Source organism: Micromonospora sp. WMMA1949 (assembly GCF_027460145.1).
GTDB lineage: Bacteria > Actinomycetota > Actinomycetes > Mycobacteriales > Micromonosporaceae > Micromonospora.
Map to the genome: position 1 here is coordinate 3912403 of NZ_JAPZBG010000001.1, position 14320 is coordinate 3926722.

Consider the following 14320-nt stretch of genomic DNA (forward strand, 5'->3'; position numbering starts at 1 on the left):
GGGCCGGCGGGTGGCCCCGGGCCGGGCGTCCGGCCGACGCTCACCGGGACAAGTCGATCCCTGGGAGGGGCGATGTTCGATACGTACGTGACGATCGTCGGCAACGTGCTGACCGCGCCGGAGTGGCGCCGGACCACGCAGAGCGGGACGTTGGTGGCCAACTTCAAGGTCGCCTCGACCGCGCGCCGTCTCGACCGCGACAGCGGCCGCTGGGTGGACGGCAACAGCCTTCGGGTACGCGTCAACTGCTGGCGCCGCCTCGCCGAGGGGGTGGCCGCCTCGGTGGCGGTGGGTGATCCGGTGATCGTGGCCGGGCGCCTCTACACGCGGGACTGGACCGACGAGGCGGGCACCCACCGCACGCTCTACGAGCTGGAGGCGGTCGCCGTCGGGCACGACCTGTCCCGGGGCCGCGCCCGCTTCCTGCGTAACCAGCCGCGCGCGGCCACCAGCACGGTCGAGGACGCGGCGGCCGAGCAGCGGGTGCACGGCGAGGCGACCGAGCCGGTGCCGGACGCGCAGGCCCCGGCGACGTTCGACGACCGGCCCTTCGACGACGACTTCCCGCCGCCGGAGTACGGGGGCCGGGTCGGACTGGTCGGCACCGTCGAGCGGGTGGGCGAGCCCGACCCGTTCGACGACCGGCCCGGTGTGCGGCAGGCCGCCGGCTTCGACCCCGGGCCGGGCGGCCCGGAGGGGGACGAGCTGGGCGGCGTGGAGGAGGACGGGCCGGTGACGGCCGAGGACGACGAACTGGGCGAGGTCACGCCGCCGGAGGCCGACGGGCCGGGTGGTGCCGGACCGGGCGAGGGCGAGCCGGGCGGCGCGGGCCCGGGCGGTGCGGGCGGGACCGCGTCGGGGCGCCGGAGCAGGCGGCGTACCCCGGTGCCCGCCTGACTCTTCGTCCGACGGGGGCGCGGGGTGGTGACATCGGCGTCACCACCCCGCGGTACGACTAGGCTGGCCGGCCGGAGGTGGTGACGGGTGCGGCAGGCGACCGCCATGGCGAACGCGACCGGGTTGGTGGCGGGCTACGCGTTCGACGCGCTGCTCGGCGACCCCCGCCGGTGGCATCCGGTGGCCGGCTTCGGCCGGGCGGCCGGTGCGCTGGAACGGCGGGTCTACCGCCCCGACCGCGCGGCCGGCGCCGCGTTCACCGCGCTCGCCGTCGGCGCGCCGGTTCTGCTCGGTGCCGCCGCCACGCTGGCGACCCGACGCCACCCGATGGCCCGGGCCGCGCTGGTGGCCGCCGGCACCTGGACGGTGCTCGGTGGGCGCACGCTGCGGCACGAGTCCCGGGTGATGGCACGGTCGCTGGGCCGCGCCGACCTGCCCGCCGCCCGGGCCCGCCTGGGCAACCTCTGCGGGCGCGACCCGTCCGCCCTCGACGAGCCCGAACTCGCCCGCGCCACAGTCGAGTCGGTCGCCGAGAACACCTCCGACGCCGTGGTCGCCCCGCTGGTCTGGGGCGCGGTCGCGGGCCTGCCCGGCCTGCTCGGCTACCGGGCGGCCAACACGCTCGACGCGATGGTCGGTCACCGCTCTCCCCGGTACGCCCGCTTCGGCACCCCGGCGGCCCGGCTGGACGACGCGCTGAACCTGGTGCCGTCCCGGCTCACCGGGCTGCTCACGGTGGCCGTCGCGCCGGTGGCGCACGGGGACCGGGCCGCCGCGTGGCACGTGTGGCGACGGGACCGGGCGGACCACCCGAGCCCGAACGCCGGCCAGTGCGAGGCGGCCATGGCGGGCGCGCTCGGCGTCCGGCTCGGTGGGCGCAACGTCTACTTCGGCCGCGCCGAGACCCGGCCGTTCCTCGGTGACGGGCCCCGCCCCGAGGCACGGCACCTGAAGCGTGCCGCCCGGATCTCCGGCGCGGTGGGTGTGGCGGCGCTCGGCCTGGCCGCGCTCTACCCGGTGACGGTCGGCCGCCTGGCCGGGGCCGCCGGCCGGGCCGCGCTGGGCGCGTTCACCCGGGCGGCCCGTGGCCCGGGCCGGGCGGCTCGCGCTTCGAGCAGCGCGGCCGAGGCGGGGAGCGGACACCGGGGGAGCGGGCGGTGAGCGGCGGGCTGCTGGTCGCCGGCACCACCTCCGACGCCGGCAAGAGCGTACTCACCGCCGGCATCTGCCGCTGGCTGCGCCGCCGGGGCGTCCGGGTCGCCCCGTTCAAGGCACAGAACATGTCGAACAACTCCGCCGTGGTGGTCGGTCCGGACGGTCGCGGCGGCGAACTGGGCCGCGCCCAGGCGATGCAGGCCGCCGCCTGCGGGCTCGACGCCGACCTGCGGTTCAACCCGGTTCTGCTCAAGCCGGGCAGCGACCACGCCAGCCAGGTGGTGCTGCTCGGCGAGGCGGTGGACACGGTCACCGCCGGCAACTACCACGAGGTACGGGCCCGGCTCGCCACCACGGCGTACGCGGCGCTGGCCGAGTTGCGGGCCGAGTACGACGTGGTGATCTGCGAGGGCGCGGGCAGCCCCGCCGAGATCAACCTGCGTGACGGCGACTACGTCAACATGGGGCTGGCGCGGCAGGCCGGGCTGCCCACGATCGTGGTCGGCGACATCGACCGGGGCGGCGTGTTCGCGTCGATGTTCGGCACCGTGGCCCTGCTCGACGCGGCCGACCAGGCGCTGCTGGCCGGGTTCGTGGTGAACAAGTTCCGGGGCGACCGCGGGCTGCTCCAGCCGGGGCTGGACATGCTGCACCGGGTCACCGGCCGCCCGACGTACGGGGTGGTGCCCTGGGCACTGGACCTGTGGCTGGACGCGGAGGACTCGCTCGCGTACGGGCGGGTGCTCGGCCGGCCGGCCGCGCCCCGGGGCACCGACTGGCTCGACGTCGCCGTGGTGCGGCTACCGCGGATCAGCAACGCCACCGACGTCGAGGCCCTCGCCACCGAGCCGGGTGTGCGGGTACGCCTCACCGTCGAGCCGGCCGAACTGGCCGCCGCCGATCTGGTGGTGCTCCCCGGCACCAAGTCGACTGTCGCCGACCTGGCCTGGCTGCGGGAGACCGGCCTGGCCGACGCGGTCCTGGCGCACGCCGCCGCCGGACGGCCGCTGCTCGGCATCTGCGGTGGCTTCCAGATGCTGGGCCGGGCGATCCACGACCCGGTGGAGAGCCGCCGCGGCACCGTACCGGGCCTCGGGCTGCTGCCCCTCGAGATCACCTTCGAGCCCCGCAAGACGGTCCGCCGGGCCGAGGGCACCGCCGCCGGTGACGTCCCGGTGCACGGCTACGAGATCCACCACGGCCGGGTCACGGCCGCCGACCCGGGACTCACTCCGCTGCTGCGCTACGCCGACGGCACCGGTGAGGGCGCCCGCCTCGGCGCCGTGCACGGCACGCACTGGCACGGCGCCTTCTCCTCGGACGCGTTCCGCCGCCGGTTCCTGACCGAGGTCGCGGAGGCGGCCGGACGCACCGGCTTCAAGGTCGCGCCGGACACGTCCTTCGCGGCGGCCCGGGAGCGGACGCTCGACCTGCTCGGCGACCTGGTGGAGGAGCACCTCGACACGGAGGCGCTGTGGCGGCTGATCGAGTCCGGCCCGCCGCCGGGACTGCCGTTCGTGCCACCCGGCGCGCCACCGGCACCGGGCGTCGTCCGCCCGGCGGCTGTGGGCCCGGCGGCTGTGGGCCCGGCCGCCGTGGAGCGCGCGGCTCAGTAGCGCACGTCGGCCGGGCGGTCGGACATCGGCAGCCCGGCCTCCCGCCAGCCCTGCACCCCGCCGATCATGTCGGTGGCCTGCCGCAGCCCCAGCGTCTGGAGGCTGGCGGCGGCCAGGCTGGAGCTGTATCCCTCCCGGCACACCACGACGATCTCGCGGTCGTACCCGGTGGCCTCCGGGATGCGCCACGCGCTCGCCGGGTCGAGCCGCCACTCCAGCACCGTGCGGTCGATGACGATCGCGCCGGGCAGCTCACCCTCCTCGCGGCGCTGCGCCTCGGTACGCGTGTCGATAAGCAGCGCACCGCCACGGACCGCCTCGACGGTCTCGTGCGGGGTGAGCCGGCGGAGACCGGCGCGGGCCTGTTCCAGGAGGGCGTCGACGCCCGGACACATCACGTCATGGAGCACCCCCCGATGATGCCCAGCGCACCGCGCCGCCGCTCGGCGAAACGGTCCGCCCGGGTCGCAGTTTCCAGCGGACGGGGGAACGTTAGCGTCGGTCGGGTGAACGTGGCCGTGATCGAGGCGTACGCCGGGTTGGCCCGCCGCGTGCTGGCCGGTCCGGCGCGGTTGGGGCGTACCCGGCTGGTCGCCGTCGACGGGCCCAGCGGCGCGGGCAAGAGCCGGTTCGCGACGCGCCTCGCGGACGCCCTCGCGGCGCGGGCGGGCGGCGTGCGTCCGCCGCTGGTGCACACCGACGACCTGCTCGACGGCTGGGACGACCAGCTCACGTTCTGGGCCCGGCTGGAGGAGCAGGTGCTCGGCCCGGTGCGGGCCGGCCGGGCGGGCGGCTACCGCCGCTACAGCTGGGTGCGGCGCCGCTTCCTGGACCGGGTGGTGCCGGTGCCGGCCGGTCCGGTGCTGATCGTCGAAGGGGTGAGCGCCGCCCGCGCCGCGGTACGCCCCGAGCTGACGCTGTCGGTCCTGGTCACCGCACCGGCCGAGCTGCGGCTGCGCCGGGCGCTGGCCCGCGACGGCGAGCAGGTCCTGCCGGAGCTGCGCCGCTGGCACGCGGGGGAGCGGGCGCACTTCGCCGCCGACGGTACGGCGACGGCGGTGGACCTGGTCGTCGACGGCGCCCCGGACCTGCCGCACGACGCGGACCGCTACTACACACGCGTGGGGCGGCGATCGGGCTCGGCCGACGTGGCCGGGTAAGGCCAGCATACGATTCCGGTCATGACCACTCCGATCCTCTCCGAGTCCGAGGTGCGGGCCGCCGTCGAGCGGGAACTCCCCGGCGTCCGGGCCGACCTCGAGCGACTCGTCCGTATCCCGGGCATCGCCTTCGAGGGCTTCGACCACTCGCACGTGGAGCGCTCCGCCGAGGCGGTGGCGGAACTGCTGCGCGGGTGCGGCCTCGACACGCGGATCGTCCGGTCCGGCGGCCAGCCCGCGGTGATCGGCACGAAGGCGGCCCCGCCCGGCGCGCCCACGGTGCTGATGTACGCGCACCACGACGTGCAGCCGGTCGGCGACCTGTCGCTGTGGGAGTCGGACCCGTTCGAGCCGGTGGAGCGCGACGGCCGCCTCTACGGGCGCGGCGCCGCCGACGACAAGGCCGGCATCATGGCGCACGTCGCGGCGCTGCGCGCGTACGGCGACCGCCTCCCGGTCGGCGTGGTGCTGTTCATCGAGGGCGAGGAGGAGTACGGCTCGGACTCGCTGGAGCGGCTGCTCGCCGAGCACCGCGACGACCTGGCCTCGGACGTCATCGTGATCGCCGACTCCACGAACTGGGACGTCGGCGTACCGGCTCTGACCACCTCGCTGCGCGGCATCGTCAACTGCTTCGTGGAGGTGCGCACGCTCGACCACGCGGTGCACAGCGGCATGTTCGGCGGCGCCGTGCCGGACGCGCTCACCGCGCTGGTGAAGCTGCTCGGCACGCTGCACGACGAGGCCGGTGACGTCGCGGTGGACGGGCTGGTCGGCCACGAGGGCGCCAGCGTCGACTACCCGGAGGACCGGTTCCGCGCCGAGGCCGGGCTGGTCGACGGCGCGACCCTGTTCGGCACCGGGCGGATCACCGACCGGCTCTGGACCAAGCCGGCGCTGGCGATCCTCGGCGTGGACGCGCCGTCCACCGGCGAGGCGCCGAACGCGCTGGTGCCGTCCGCGAAGGCGAAGCTGAGCGTACGGCTGGCGCCGGGCGACGACCCGAAGAAGGCGTACGCGGCGCTGACCGCGCACCTGGAACGGCACGCGCCGTGGGGTGCGCAGGTGTCGGTGACGTTCGAGCACGACGGTGCGCCCTGCGTGATCGACGCCTCCGGGCCCATGTTCGACGCGGCCCGGTCGGCGTTCCGGACGGCCTGGGACGGCACCGACCCGGTCGACATCGGGGTGGGCGGGTCGATCCCGTTCATCGCCACGTTCCAGGAGATGTTCCCGCGGGCCGCGATCCTGGTGACCGGTGTGGAGGATCCGCACGCGCGGGCGCACGGCCCGAACGAGAGCCTGCACCTGGGCGAGTTCGCCCGGGTCTGCCTGGCCGAGGCGCTGCTGCTGGCCCGGGTGGCGGAGGCCGGAAACCGCGCCTGAGGTGTCGAAACCGTAACTTCGGGGCCGATGTCGGAGTTTGTGGTGTGTCGGCGGGCGGGGTGTTATAGCCTTTCGAACATGCGTACGAACGACGAGATGGAGCGGCTCCAGGCCGCCGTCCGTGCTCTGGGGGACGTCGACGTCTCCGCGTGGTCCGAGGACACGCTCAACGAACAGATCGGCGAGCTCTCCGCCGCCCTGGTCACGCTCGACGCGCTGCTCACCCGGGTCGCCGAGGGCGTGCGCGGGCGCGGCCTGCGCATCGAGGAACCGGTCTCGGCCTGACGTCGGCCCGGCGGCCCGGCGCACCCGTGTGGTGTGCCGGGTCGCCGGATCCGCCCCGATGTCACAGCCGGCTGGCAGGATGTGGACGTGCGTTTCGCGGAGCTGGCGGCCACCTCGGCCGCGGTCGGCGCCACCAGCGGCCGTCGGGCCAAGGTGGAGCTGCTGGCCGCCGCGCTGCGCGGGCTGGAGCCGGGCGAGATCCCGGCCGGCGCCGGCTATCTCGCCGGTGAGCTGCGTCAGCGCCAGACCGGCGTCGGCTGGGCGGGCCTGCGTGACCTACCGCCGCCGGCCGCCGAGCCGACGCTCACCGTCGCCGCCGTCGACGCGGCGATCGAGGAGATCTCCCGCGTCGCCGGGACGGGCTCCCAGGCCCGGCGGCGGGAGCTGGTCGGCCGCCTCTTCGCCACCGCGACCGCCGACGAGCAGCGCCTGCTGACCGGCCTGTTCCGGGGCGAGCTGCGCCAGGGCGCACAGGCCGGGCTGCTGGCCGACGCGGTCGCGCGCGCCGCCGACGTACCGGTCAGCGCCGTCCGGCGGGCCCTGCTGCTCGCCGGTGACCTGCGGGCGGTGGCGGTCGCGGCGCTCACCGGCGGCGCCGCCGCGCTGGCCGGTTTCGGGCTCCAGGTGGGCCGGCCGCTCGCGCCAATGCTGGCGCAGAGCGCGCCCTCGGTCGACGAGGCGCTGACCGCCACCGGCGTGCCGGCGGTGGTCGACGTCAAGCTCGACGGCATCCGCATCCAGGTGCACCGTTCCGGGTCGGACATCGCGGTCTTCACCCGCAGCCTGGACGACATCACCGGCCGACTGCCCCAGGTGGTGGCCGCCGTGCGCGCACTGCCCGCCCGTGAGCTGGTGCTCGACGGCGAGGCGATCGGGCTGGACGCCGCCGGGCGGCCGCTGCCGTTCCAGGAGACGTCCAGCCGGGCCGCCCGCCGCACCACGCCCAGCACCACCGGCCAGGTGCCGGTCGCGCCCGCCGTGCTGGCCGCCGCCGAGCGCACCGGCGAACCGGTGCTCACGCCGTACTTCTTCGACCTGCTGCACCTCGACGGCGCCGACCTGATCGACGCCCCCGGCCGGGAGCGGTGGGCGGCCCTGGCCCGTGCGGTCGACGGTTCGCTGCTCGTCGACCGGGTCGAGGTGGACGACGCGGAGCAGGCCGCCACGGCGTTCGCCGCGGCTGTCGACGCCGGCCAGGAAGGGGTGGTGGTCAAGGATCCGGCCGCGCCCTACGACGCCGGCCGGCGCGGCTCGGCCTGGGTGAAGGTCAAGCCACGGCACACGCTCGACCTGGTGGTCCTCGCGGTCGAGTGGGGCAGCGGCCGGCGGGAGGGCTGGCTGTCCAACCTGCACCTCGGCGCCCGCGACCCGCGTACCGGCGAGTTCGTCATGCTCGGCAAGACGTTCAAGGGGCTCACCGACGAGCTGCTGCGCTGGCAGACCGAACGATTCCTGTCGCTCGCCGTGGAGAAGGGCGACTGGGTGGTGCGGGTCCGGCCGGAGCAGGTGGTCGAGATCGCGTTCGACGGGGTGCAGACGAGCAGCCGGTACCCGGGCGGCATGGCGTTGCGCTTCGCGCGCGTGCTGCGCTACCGCGACGACAAGACCGCCGCCGAGGCGGACACCATCGACGCGGTCCGCGCCATCCACGCCGGCCGGGTCACCGGCTGACGGCTCAGCCCGCCGACAGCGACCGGGCGTAGTTGACCTGGTTGTTGAGCTGCTGCACCTGGAACTGGTCGGTGACCGGGATCCGCGCGACGTACTGGTGCCCGCCGCTGCTCACCGTCACCTGCACGGTGCCGTAGTGCCGCGTCTCCTTGATCAGCAGGAACAGGAGGCTGAACACGGTCAGGCAGAAGAAACCGAGGATCGCGGCGACGACGGCCCACGGCGCGATCTTCTCCTCCTTCTGCCAGAAGTCGGTCACGTACCAGGAGGCGCCGGCGAGCGGCAGGACACCGGCCGGGGTACGGATGACCGGCGGCGTCACCATGATCTCGGCGATCTGCACCGCCACCGCCGACTGCGCGGGCGGCACCGGCCCGGCCGGCGGGTACGGCCCGGGCGCGCCCGCCGACCCGTGGAACGGCGCGACCGCCCCGGCCGGCGGCGCAGGCGGCGCCGAGAACTGGGCGGGCGGCGCGGAGAACTGCGGCGCGGCCGGGAAGTGCGCGGTGGACGGCGGGGCGGGGAACGGCGCGGTGGGCCCCGGGGTGACGGGTGCCTCCGGCGCGGCGATCACCGGGAACTGCTCGGTGGGCGGCGCGACGGCCGGCGGCATGGCCGACCAGGGGTCGTACGCGGGCGGCTCGGCGGCCGGGGGCGTCGTGGCGTCAGAGGTCACCGCGACCCCCACGATTGACGATCATCCGCGGACCCTACCAACGTCCCCGCCGCCCGGTGTGCCGCCGGGATCCACGGCCCGCCCCTGCGCGGAAACCTCATCGCTCGGAACGATATGCCTGAGAGGCATATTTATGCCTCTCAGGCATATCCGTCATGAGGAGTCCTTCGTCGACGGCGGCTACGGCGAGTAACGGGCCCTGTGCCGAGGATCGACGAGGCGGGCCGTGCCCGGTGAGGCTCAGGCGGAGGTCGGGGCGGCCGGTTCGGCGGCGCGGTCCACCGGCTCACCCGGGGTGTCCAGCCCGGCCCGGCGGCGGGCCTCCCGGCGCGCCACCCAGCCGTAGCCGAACAGGCTCATCACCGCGAAGATCCACCACTGCCACACGTAGCCGAAGTTCTGCCAGTTGTTCGTGTGCCCGATCTGAACCGCCTGGAAGGCCGGGTCGGCCGGCGGCGTCTGGCCGTCGAGCAGCACGTAGCCGCCGGTCACCGGGTAGGGGAGCTGCTCGGCCAGGCGCGGGATGTCGATGCGCCGGGACTCCAGCTTGCCGTCGCGCCGGCTGACCGCGCCGCCGCCGCTCTCGCCGGCGACCACCCGGCCGGTCACCGTCACCTCGCCGGCCGGCGCCGCCGGCACCTGCGGCTGGACCGTCGCGCCGGCGCCCGGCACGGGCGGGATCCAGCCCCGGTCGACGAGTACCGCGCTGCCGTCGGCCAGCACCAGCGGGGTGAGCACCTCGAAGCCGACCGTCCGGTCGAGGGTCCGGCCGCGGATCAGGATCGTGTTCGTGCTGTCGTACCGGCCGGTGGCGGTGACCCGGCTCCAGGTGAGCTCCTCCGACGGCGCGGGGCCGACGTCGCCGCCGCTGGGCGCGGGCAGCGCGTCGCGCAGCGGCGCGGGGGTCATGGTGGCCCCGGCGTCGATCCGCTCGTTCACCGCCGTGCGGCCCCGGTAGCGGTCCAGCTGCCAGTTGCCCAGGAACACCATCACCGTGGCGGCGACGAGCGTGAGCGCGAGGTAGCCGAGCCAGCGCGGGGTCAGCAGGAACCGGTACACGTTGGCCAAGGCTACCCGTATGAGCGATGCCACTCGCCGCTGCCAGGCAGAAACGGCGGGGTGCGCGGCCCTCGGACGCCGGGCCGGACGGGTATGGTCACGCGGGCGGAAACCACCCACATCAGGAGTCGATGATGACCGACGTGCCGCGCGTCGTGCTGAGTGCGCCCTCCTCGGGGCACGGCACCGGCGCCGTCTCCCTCGGCCTGCTCGCGGCGCTCACCGACCGGGGGATCCCGGTGGCCGGTTTCAAGGTCGGGCCGGATCAGGTGGACGCGGCGTATCTGGGGCTCGCCGCCGGGCGCGCCGGGCGCACGCTGGACCCGAGACTGGTCGGCCCGGAGCGGATCGCACCCCTCTTCGCGTACGGCGCGAACGGCGCCGGGTTCGCGTTGGTGCAAGGCACGATGGGCCTCTACGACTCGGTCGCCGGGCGACCGGAGAGCGAGTCCACCGCCGCCGTCGCCACCGCGCTGCGCAGCCCGGTGGTGCTCGTGGTGGACGTGGCCGCGATGGGTCAGTCGGTGGCCGCGCTGGTGCACGGCTTCCGGGCGTACGACGACGAGCTGTGGCTGGGCGGCGTGATCCTCAACCGGGTGGCCTCGCCCCGGCACGAGGCGCTGCTGCGCGAGGCGCTCGACGACGTGGGCGTGCCGGTCTACGGGGCGTTGCGCCGGCACGAGCTGCCCCCGGTGCTGCCCGCCCGCCGCTACGGCACCGGGCCCGTGGTGCGCGCCGACGCGGACGCCGAACGCGGCGTCCGCCGGCTCGGTGAGGCGGTCGCCGCGACCGTCGACCTCGACCGGCTGCTGGCCCTGGCCCGCTCCGCGCCCGCGCTCACCGTCGAGCCGTGGTCGCCGGAGCCGGCCGACGGCCCGTCCGAGCCGGGGGAGCGGCCGGTGGTGGCGCTCGCCGGCGGGCCGGCCGGCACCTACAGCCACCCGGAGGTCGCCGAGCTGCTGCGAGCCGCCGGCGCCGAGGTGGTCACGCTCGACCCGCTGCGCGACGAGGCGCTGCCCGCCGGGGCCCGCGCGCTCGTCGTCGGTGGCGGGCTGCCCGAGACGTACGCGGAACAGCTCTCCGCCAACCGCCGCCTCTGCATCGCGGTGGCCGAACTGGCCCGCTCCGGCCGTCCGGTGATCGCCGAGGGGGCGGGCCTGCTCTGGCTGGCCCGCGAGCTGGACGGCCTGCCCATGTGCGGGGTGCTCGACGCGGTCGGCACGGTCCGCGACGGCCTGGTGGTCGGCTACCGGACGGCCACCGCGGTCACCGACAGCGTGGTGGCGACGGCCGGCACCACGGTGACCGGGCACAAGCAGCACGCCGCCGTGCTGACGCCGCGCGCCGGTGACCGTCCCGCGTGGCGCTGGGAGGGTGGCAACCCGGAGGGCTTCGTCCGGCAGGCGGTGCACGCCTCGCAGCTCGTGCCGCACTGGGCCGCCCACCCCGGCATCGCGGCCCGGCTGGTGGCCGCCGCGCTGGCACCGGTGGGGGCGTCGGCGTGATCGGTCAGGTGGCGGTACGCCGCTTCCCGGCGCTGACCGTCTCCACCCCGCGCATCGAGGTCCGGCACCTCGTCGCCGCCGACGCGGAGGCGATGGACGAGGTGTTCGCCGACCGGCAGACGCAGCGCTGGTTGCCGCTGGCCGACGCGTCCGGGCAGATCGACGGGCGGGCGTGGTGCACCGAGCTGGCCCGGCAGCGGCGGGACAGCGGCGACGGCGACCACTGGGCGGTGGTCCGCCGGGAGGACCAGCGGGTGGTCGGCTCGCTCTGGGCGCGCCGTACCGACTGGGGTGCCCGGCTCACCGAGCTGTCGTACGCGATCGCGCCGCACGCCCGGGGTTACGGCCTGGCGGTCGAGGCGGTGGACGCGGTGGCCATCGCGCTGATCCTGGAGCACGGGTTCCAGCGGGTGGAGCTGCGGGTGGCGGCCGGCAACGTGGCGTCGCGGCGGGTCGCCGAGAAGGCCGGCTTCAGCTACGAGGGCCTGCTGCGCAACGCCGGGTTCGTCCGCGGCGCCCGGGTCGACCTGGAGCTGTGGTCCTTCGTGGCCGCCGACCTCCGCTGAGCTCAGCCTTTCGCAACGTCGATCAAGGAGTTCGCGTCTGCGGATCGGGCGATCCGTGACGCAAACTCCTTGATCAACTACCCGGGCGCACCCCCGGGCGGAACTGGGTGGTGGGTGGGGCGGGTCAGCCGACTATCTGGTCCGACGGTGGGGTGAACTGGCGGGTGGGCTGGCCCTTCAGGGAGTCCCGCAGGGTCTGCGCTACCGCGTTCACCGGGATCTGCGACTGCCCGTCACCCACGGCGTTGAACGGGTTGTCCGGGTCGGCGATGAAGCTCGCCGCCGCCAGCTCCGGCGTGTAGCCGACGAACCACGCCGACCGGGTGCTGTCCGTCGTACCCGTCTTGCCGGCGACCGGGCGGCCGACCGTACCGCGGACGCTGTCGGCCGTCGACCAGCCGCCGCAGCTTCCCTTGGCCGGGGTGTCGCCGGTCGGGCAGCGCGCCGCGTCGGTGGCGGCCCGGGCCGCGTCGGCGTTCACCACCTGCCGGCACCGGGGCTTCGCCACCTCCCGCTGCACCCCGCCGGGCGTGGTGTACGTGGCGGGCGTGCCGTCCCGGTTCATGATCGCGTTGACCGGGATGGCCTCGCAGTAGCGCCCGTCGGCGGCGATCGCGGCGTACGCGTTCGCCATCTCCAGCGGGGTGGCGTCGGAGACGCCGAGCGTGAACGCGCCCCACTTCTTCGCCTTCCCCGGCGACGCCTGTTCCTTGTCCACGTCGGTACGCCAGCGCAGCCCCAGTTGCTCGGCCAGGCGCACCCCGGCGTCCGCGCCGATCTTCTCCTCCAGTTGGACGAAGTACGTGTTCACCGACTTGCCGAAGCCGGACCACATGGTCTGCCGCCCGGTCATCGCGCCGCTGGCGTTCGACGGCGCCCATCCGTCGTAGACGGCCGACTTGTACGTGTGTGGCGAGTCGTACGCGGTGTTCAGCGGCATGCCGGCGTTGAGCGCGGCGAGCATCGGGAACATCTTGAACGTCGAACCGGCCTGGTAGCCCGGGAGCGTTCCGCCGCCGAGCAGCGGCGCCACCGTGTTCGGGTAGTTCGCCTTGACCTTCGGCCCGGCCTCCGGGTTCGAGCTGTTCGGGTTCTCGGCCAGGTCGAGCGAGTAGTTCCGGTTCACCGCCATCGCCTTGATCCGCCCGGTGCCGGGCTCGGCGACCACGATGCCGTTGGCGAACGGGCTGCCCGTGTTGTCCTTGGCACCGACGTTCTTCTCCGCCGCCGCCTGGGTCTTCGGGTCGAGCGCGAGCACGATCCGGTAGCCGCCGCGGCGCAGCTTGTCCATCCGTTCCAGCCGGTTCTCGCCGAACGCGGGCTGGGAACTCCACCAGTTCTTCAGGTAGTCGCAGTAGAAGCCCCAGCTGCGGTGCCCGCCGTCGATCGCGGCGCAGTCGTTCGGCGGGTCGGTCAGCTTCAGCTTGATCGGCTGGCCCTTGGCCGCGGCGGCGGCGTCCGGCGACAGGTAACCGAGGCGGGCCATGTTGTCCAGCACGTAGTTGCGCCGGCCGGTGGCCTCCTTCTGGTCGGAGGTGATCGGGTCGTACTCCGACGGCGACTTCACCAGCCCGGCGAGCGTGGCCGCCTCGACCGGGGTGAGCGTGGCCGGGGTCTTGGAGAAGAAGATCTGCGAGGCGGCGTAGATCCCGTACGCGCGGTGACCGAAGTAGGCCGAGTTGAGGTAGCGCTCCATGATCTGCTCTTTGCTCAGGTGCTTCTCGATGTCCAGCGCCATGCGCATCTCCTTGACCTTGCGCAGGCTGGTCTGCTGGGTCGCCTCCTGGACCTCCCTGGGCGTGGTCGCGCTGTCGCGCAGTGCCATCCGCACGTACTGCATGGTGATCGTCGAGGCGCCCTGGGAGACGCCGCCGGATCGGGCGTTGGAGACGAAGGCACGCGCCACGCCCTTCGGGTCGACGCCGTGGTGCTGGTAGAAGCGGTTGTCCTCGGCGGCGACGATCGCCTGCTGGATGTTCGGCGACATGTTCTCGATCTTGGTGTACTGCCGGTACTCCTCGTAGAACATCGTCAGCACGGTCTTGCCGTCCGGCGCGTAGACGTACGAGGTCTCGGCCGGCAACGCGGTCTTGAGGATGTTCGTCTTCTGTTCGATCGCGTGCGCGGTGGCCTTGGCCCCGATGCCGGTGACGGCGACCAGCGGGTACAGGGCGGCGGCGACCACGATGCCGGCGATCAGCCCGGCACGGAGGAGAGGAACGAGACGGCCAGCGGAAGCAAGGGGACGACTGCTCACGGGGTCAAGCTATGACATTTCCGATTCGGAAATGAGAAGAACTCATAAACCGGCGGACCGTGACGCGACCCACGCCGGGATGCGCTG

At 74.7% G+C, this 14320-nt stretch carries 13 protein-coding genes; 9 read left to right on the plus strand and 4 right to left on the minus strand.

The window, feature by feature from the left end; genetic code table 11:
* Positions 1–72: 72 nt before the first annotated feature.
* The 3 genes from ssb (at position 73) to O7607_RS18525 (ending at position 3668) form a co-directional block, all read left to right on the plus strand.
* Entirely contained in the window at positions 73–897 is an 825-nt protein-coding gene (gene ssb, locus O7607_RS18515; RefSeq protein ID WP_269704487.1) for a single-stranded DNA-binding protein, read from the plus strand.
* Between the two features lie 87 nt (positions 898–984).
* Positions 985–2058: a cobalamin biosynthesis protein gene (locus O7607_RS18520; protein ID WP_442929492.1), complete on the plus strand. Its 1074-nt coding sequence runs from the start codon at positions 985–987 to the stop codon at positions 2056–2058.
* Positions 2055–3668 carry a cobyric acid synthase gene (locus O7607_RS18525; protein ID WP_269704488.1) on the plus strand — a complete coding sequence of 538 codons (1614 nt, stop codon included), beginning with the start codon at positions 2055–2057 and terminating at the stop codon, positions 3666–3668. Before O7607_RS18520 ends, O7607_RS18525 begins: the two co-directional genes overlap by 4 nt.
* On the opposite strand, the gene O7607_RS18530 is transcribed toward O7607_RS18525, so the two are convergent.
* Positions 3662–4063: a rhodanese-like domain-containing protein gene (locus O7607_RS18530; RefSeq protein ID WP_013288093.1), complete on the minus strand. Its 402-nt coding sequence runs from the start codon at positions 4061–4063 to the stop codon at positions 3662–3664. The two genes, O7607_RS18525 and O7607_RS18530, sit on opposite strands and share 7 nt — an antisense overlap.
* Before the next feature lie 111 nt (positions 4064–4174).
* Between O7607_RS18530 and O7607_RS18535 the strand changes: the two genes are divergently transcribed.
* The 4 genes from O7607_RS18535 to O7607_RS18550 all read left to right on the plus strand — a co-directional run bounded on the left by O7607_RS18535 (position 4175) and on the right by O7607_RS18550 (position 8170).
* On the plus strand, positions 4175–4828 hold the full coding sequence (locus O7607_RS18535; protein ID WP_269704489.1) for a hypothetical protein: 654 nt from the start codon (positions 4175–4177) through the stop codon (positions 4826–4828).
* Positions 4829–4849: 21 nt separating this feature from the next.
* Positions 4850–6214, plus strand: coding sequence for a dipeptidase (locus tag O7607_RS18540; protein WP_269704490.1), 1365 nt, complete (start codon positions 4850–4852; stop codon positions 6212–6214).
* Positions 6215–6292: 78 nt separating this feature from the next.
* On the plus strand, positions 6293–6499 hold the full coding sequence (locus O7607_RS18545; RefSeq protein WP_030273275.1) for a hypothetical protein: 207 nt from the start codon (positions 6293–6295) through the stop codon (positions 6497–6499).
* Positions 6500–6586: 87 nt separating this feature from the next.
* On the plus strand, positions 6587–8170 hold the full coding sequence (locus O7607_RS18550; protein WP_269704491.1) for an ATP-dependent DNA ligase: 1584 nt from the start codon (positions 6587–6589) through the stop codon (positions 8168–8170).
* Between the two features lie 4 nt (positions 8171–8174).
* Here the strand turns inward: O7607_RS18550 and O7607_RS18555 are convergent, their stop codons facing one another.
* Positions 8175–8846, minus strand: a complete 672-nt coding sequence (locus O7607_RS18555; RefSeq protein ID WP_269704492.1) for a hypothetical protein — start codon at positions 8844–8846, stop codon at positions 8175–8177.
* Positions 8847–9086: 240 nt separating this feature from the next.
* On the minus strand, positions 9087–9905 hold the full coding sequence (locus O7607_RS18560; protein WP_269704493.1) for an SURF1 family cytochrome oxidase biogenesis protein: 819 nt from the start codon (positions 9903–9905) through the stop codon (positions 9087–9089).
* Between the two features lie 134 nt (positions 9906–10039).
* Here O7607_RS18560 and O7607_RS18565 point away from each other — a divergent pair, with 134 nt between their 5' ends.
* On the plus strand, positions 10040–11410 hold the full coding sequence (locus O7607_RS18565) for a cobyrinate a,c-diamide synthase (protein WP_269704494.1): 1371 nt from the start codon (positions 10040–10042) through the stop codon (positions 11408–11410).
* Positions 11407–11976, plus strand: a complete 570-nt coding sequence (locus O7607_RS18570; RefSeq protein ID WP_135241673.1) for a GNAT family N-acetyltransferase — start codon at positions 11407–11409, stop codon at positions 11974–11976. Before O7607_RS18565 ends, O7607_RS18570 begins: the two co-directional genes overlap by 4 nt.
* Positions 11977–12100: 124 nt before the next feature.
* On the opposite strand, the gene O7607_RS18575 is transcribed toward O7607_RS18570, so the two are convergent.
* A complete protein-coding gene (locus O7607_RS18575) occupies positions 12101–14233 on the minus strand; it encodes a transglycosylase domain-containing protein (protein ID WP_269704495.1) in 2133 nt (710 codons plus the stop codon).
* Between the last annotated feature and the right edge of the window lie 87 nt (positions 14234–14320).

Coding starts and splice junctions, on each gene's coding strand:
- O7607_RS18530 (WP_013288093.1), bottom strand. CDS start 4,063: ATGTGTCCGGGCGTCGACGCCCTCCTGGAACAGGCCCGCGCCGGTCTC.
- O7607_RS18545 (WP_030273275.1), top strand. CDS start 6,293: ATGCGTACGAACGACGAGATGGAGCGGCTCCAGGCCGCCGTCCGTGCT.
- O7607_RS18565 (WP_269704494.1), top strand. CDS start 10,040: ATGACCGACGTGCCGCGCGTCGTGCTGAGTGCGCCCTCCTCGGGGCAC.
- O7607_RS18540 (WP_269704490.1), top strand. CDS start 4,850: ATGACCACTCCGATCCTCTCCGAGTCCGAGGTGCGGGCCGCCGTCGAG.
- ssb (WP_269704487.1), top strand. CDS start 73: ATGTTCGATACGTACGTGACGATCGTCGGCAACGTGCTGACCGCGCCG.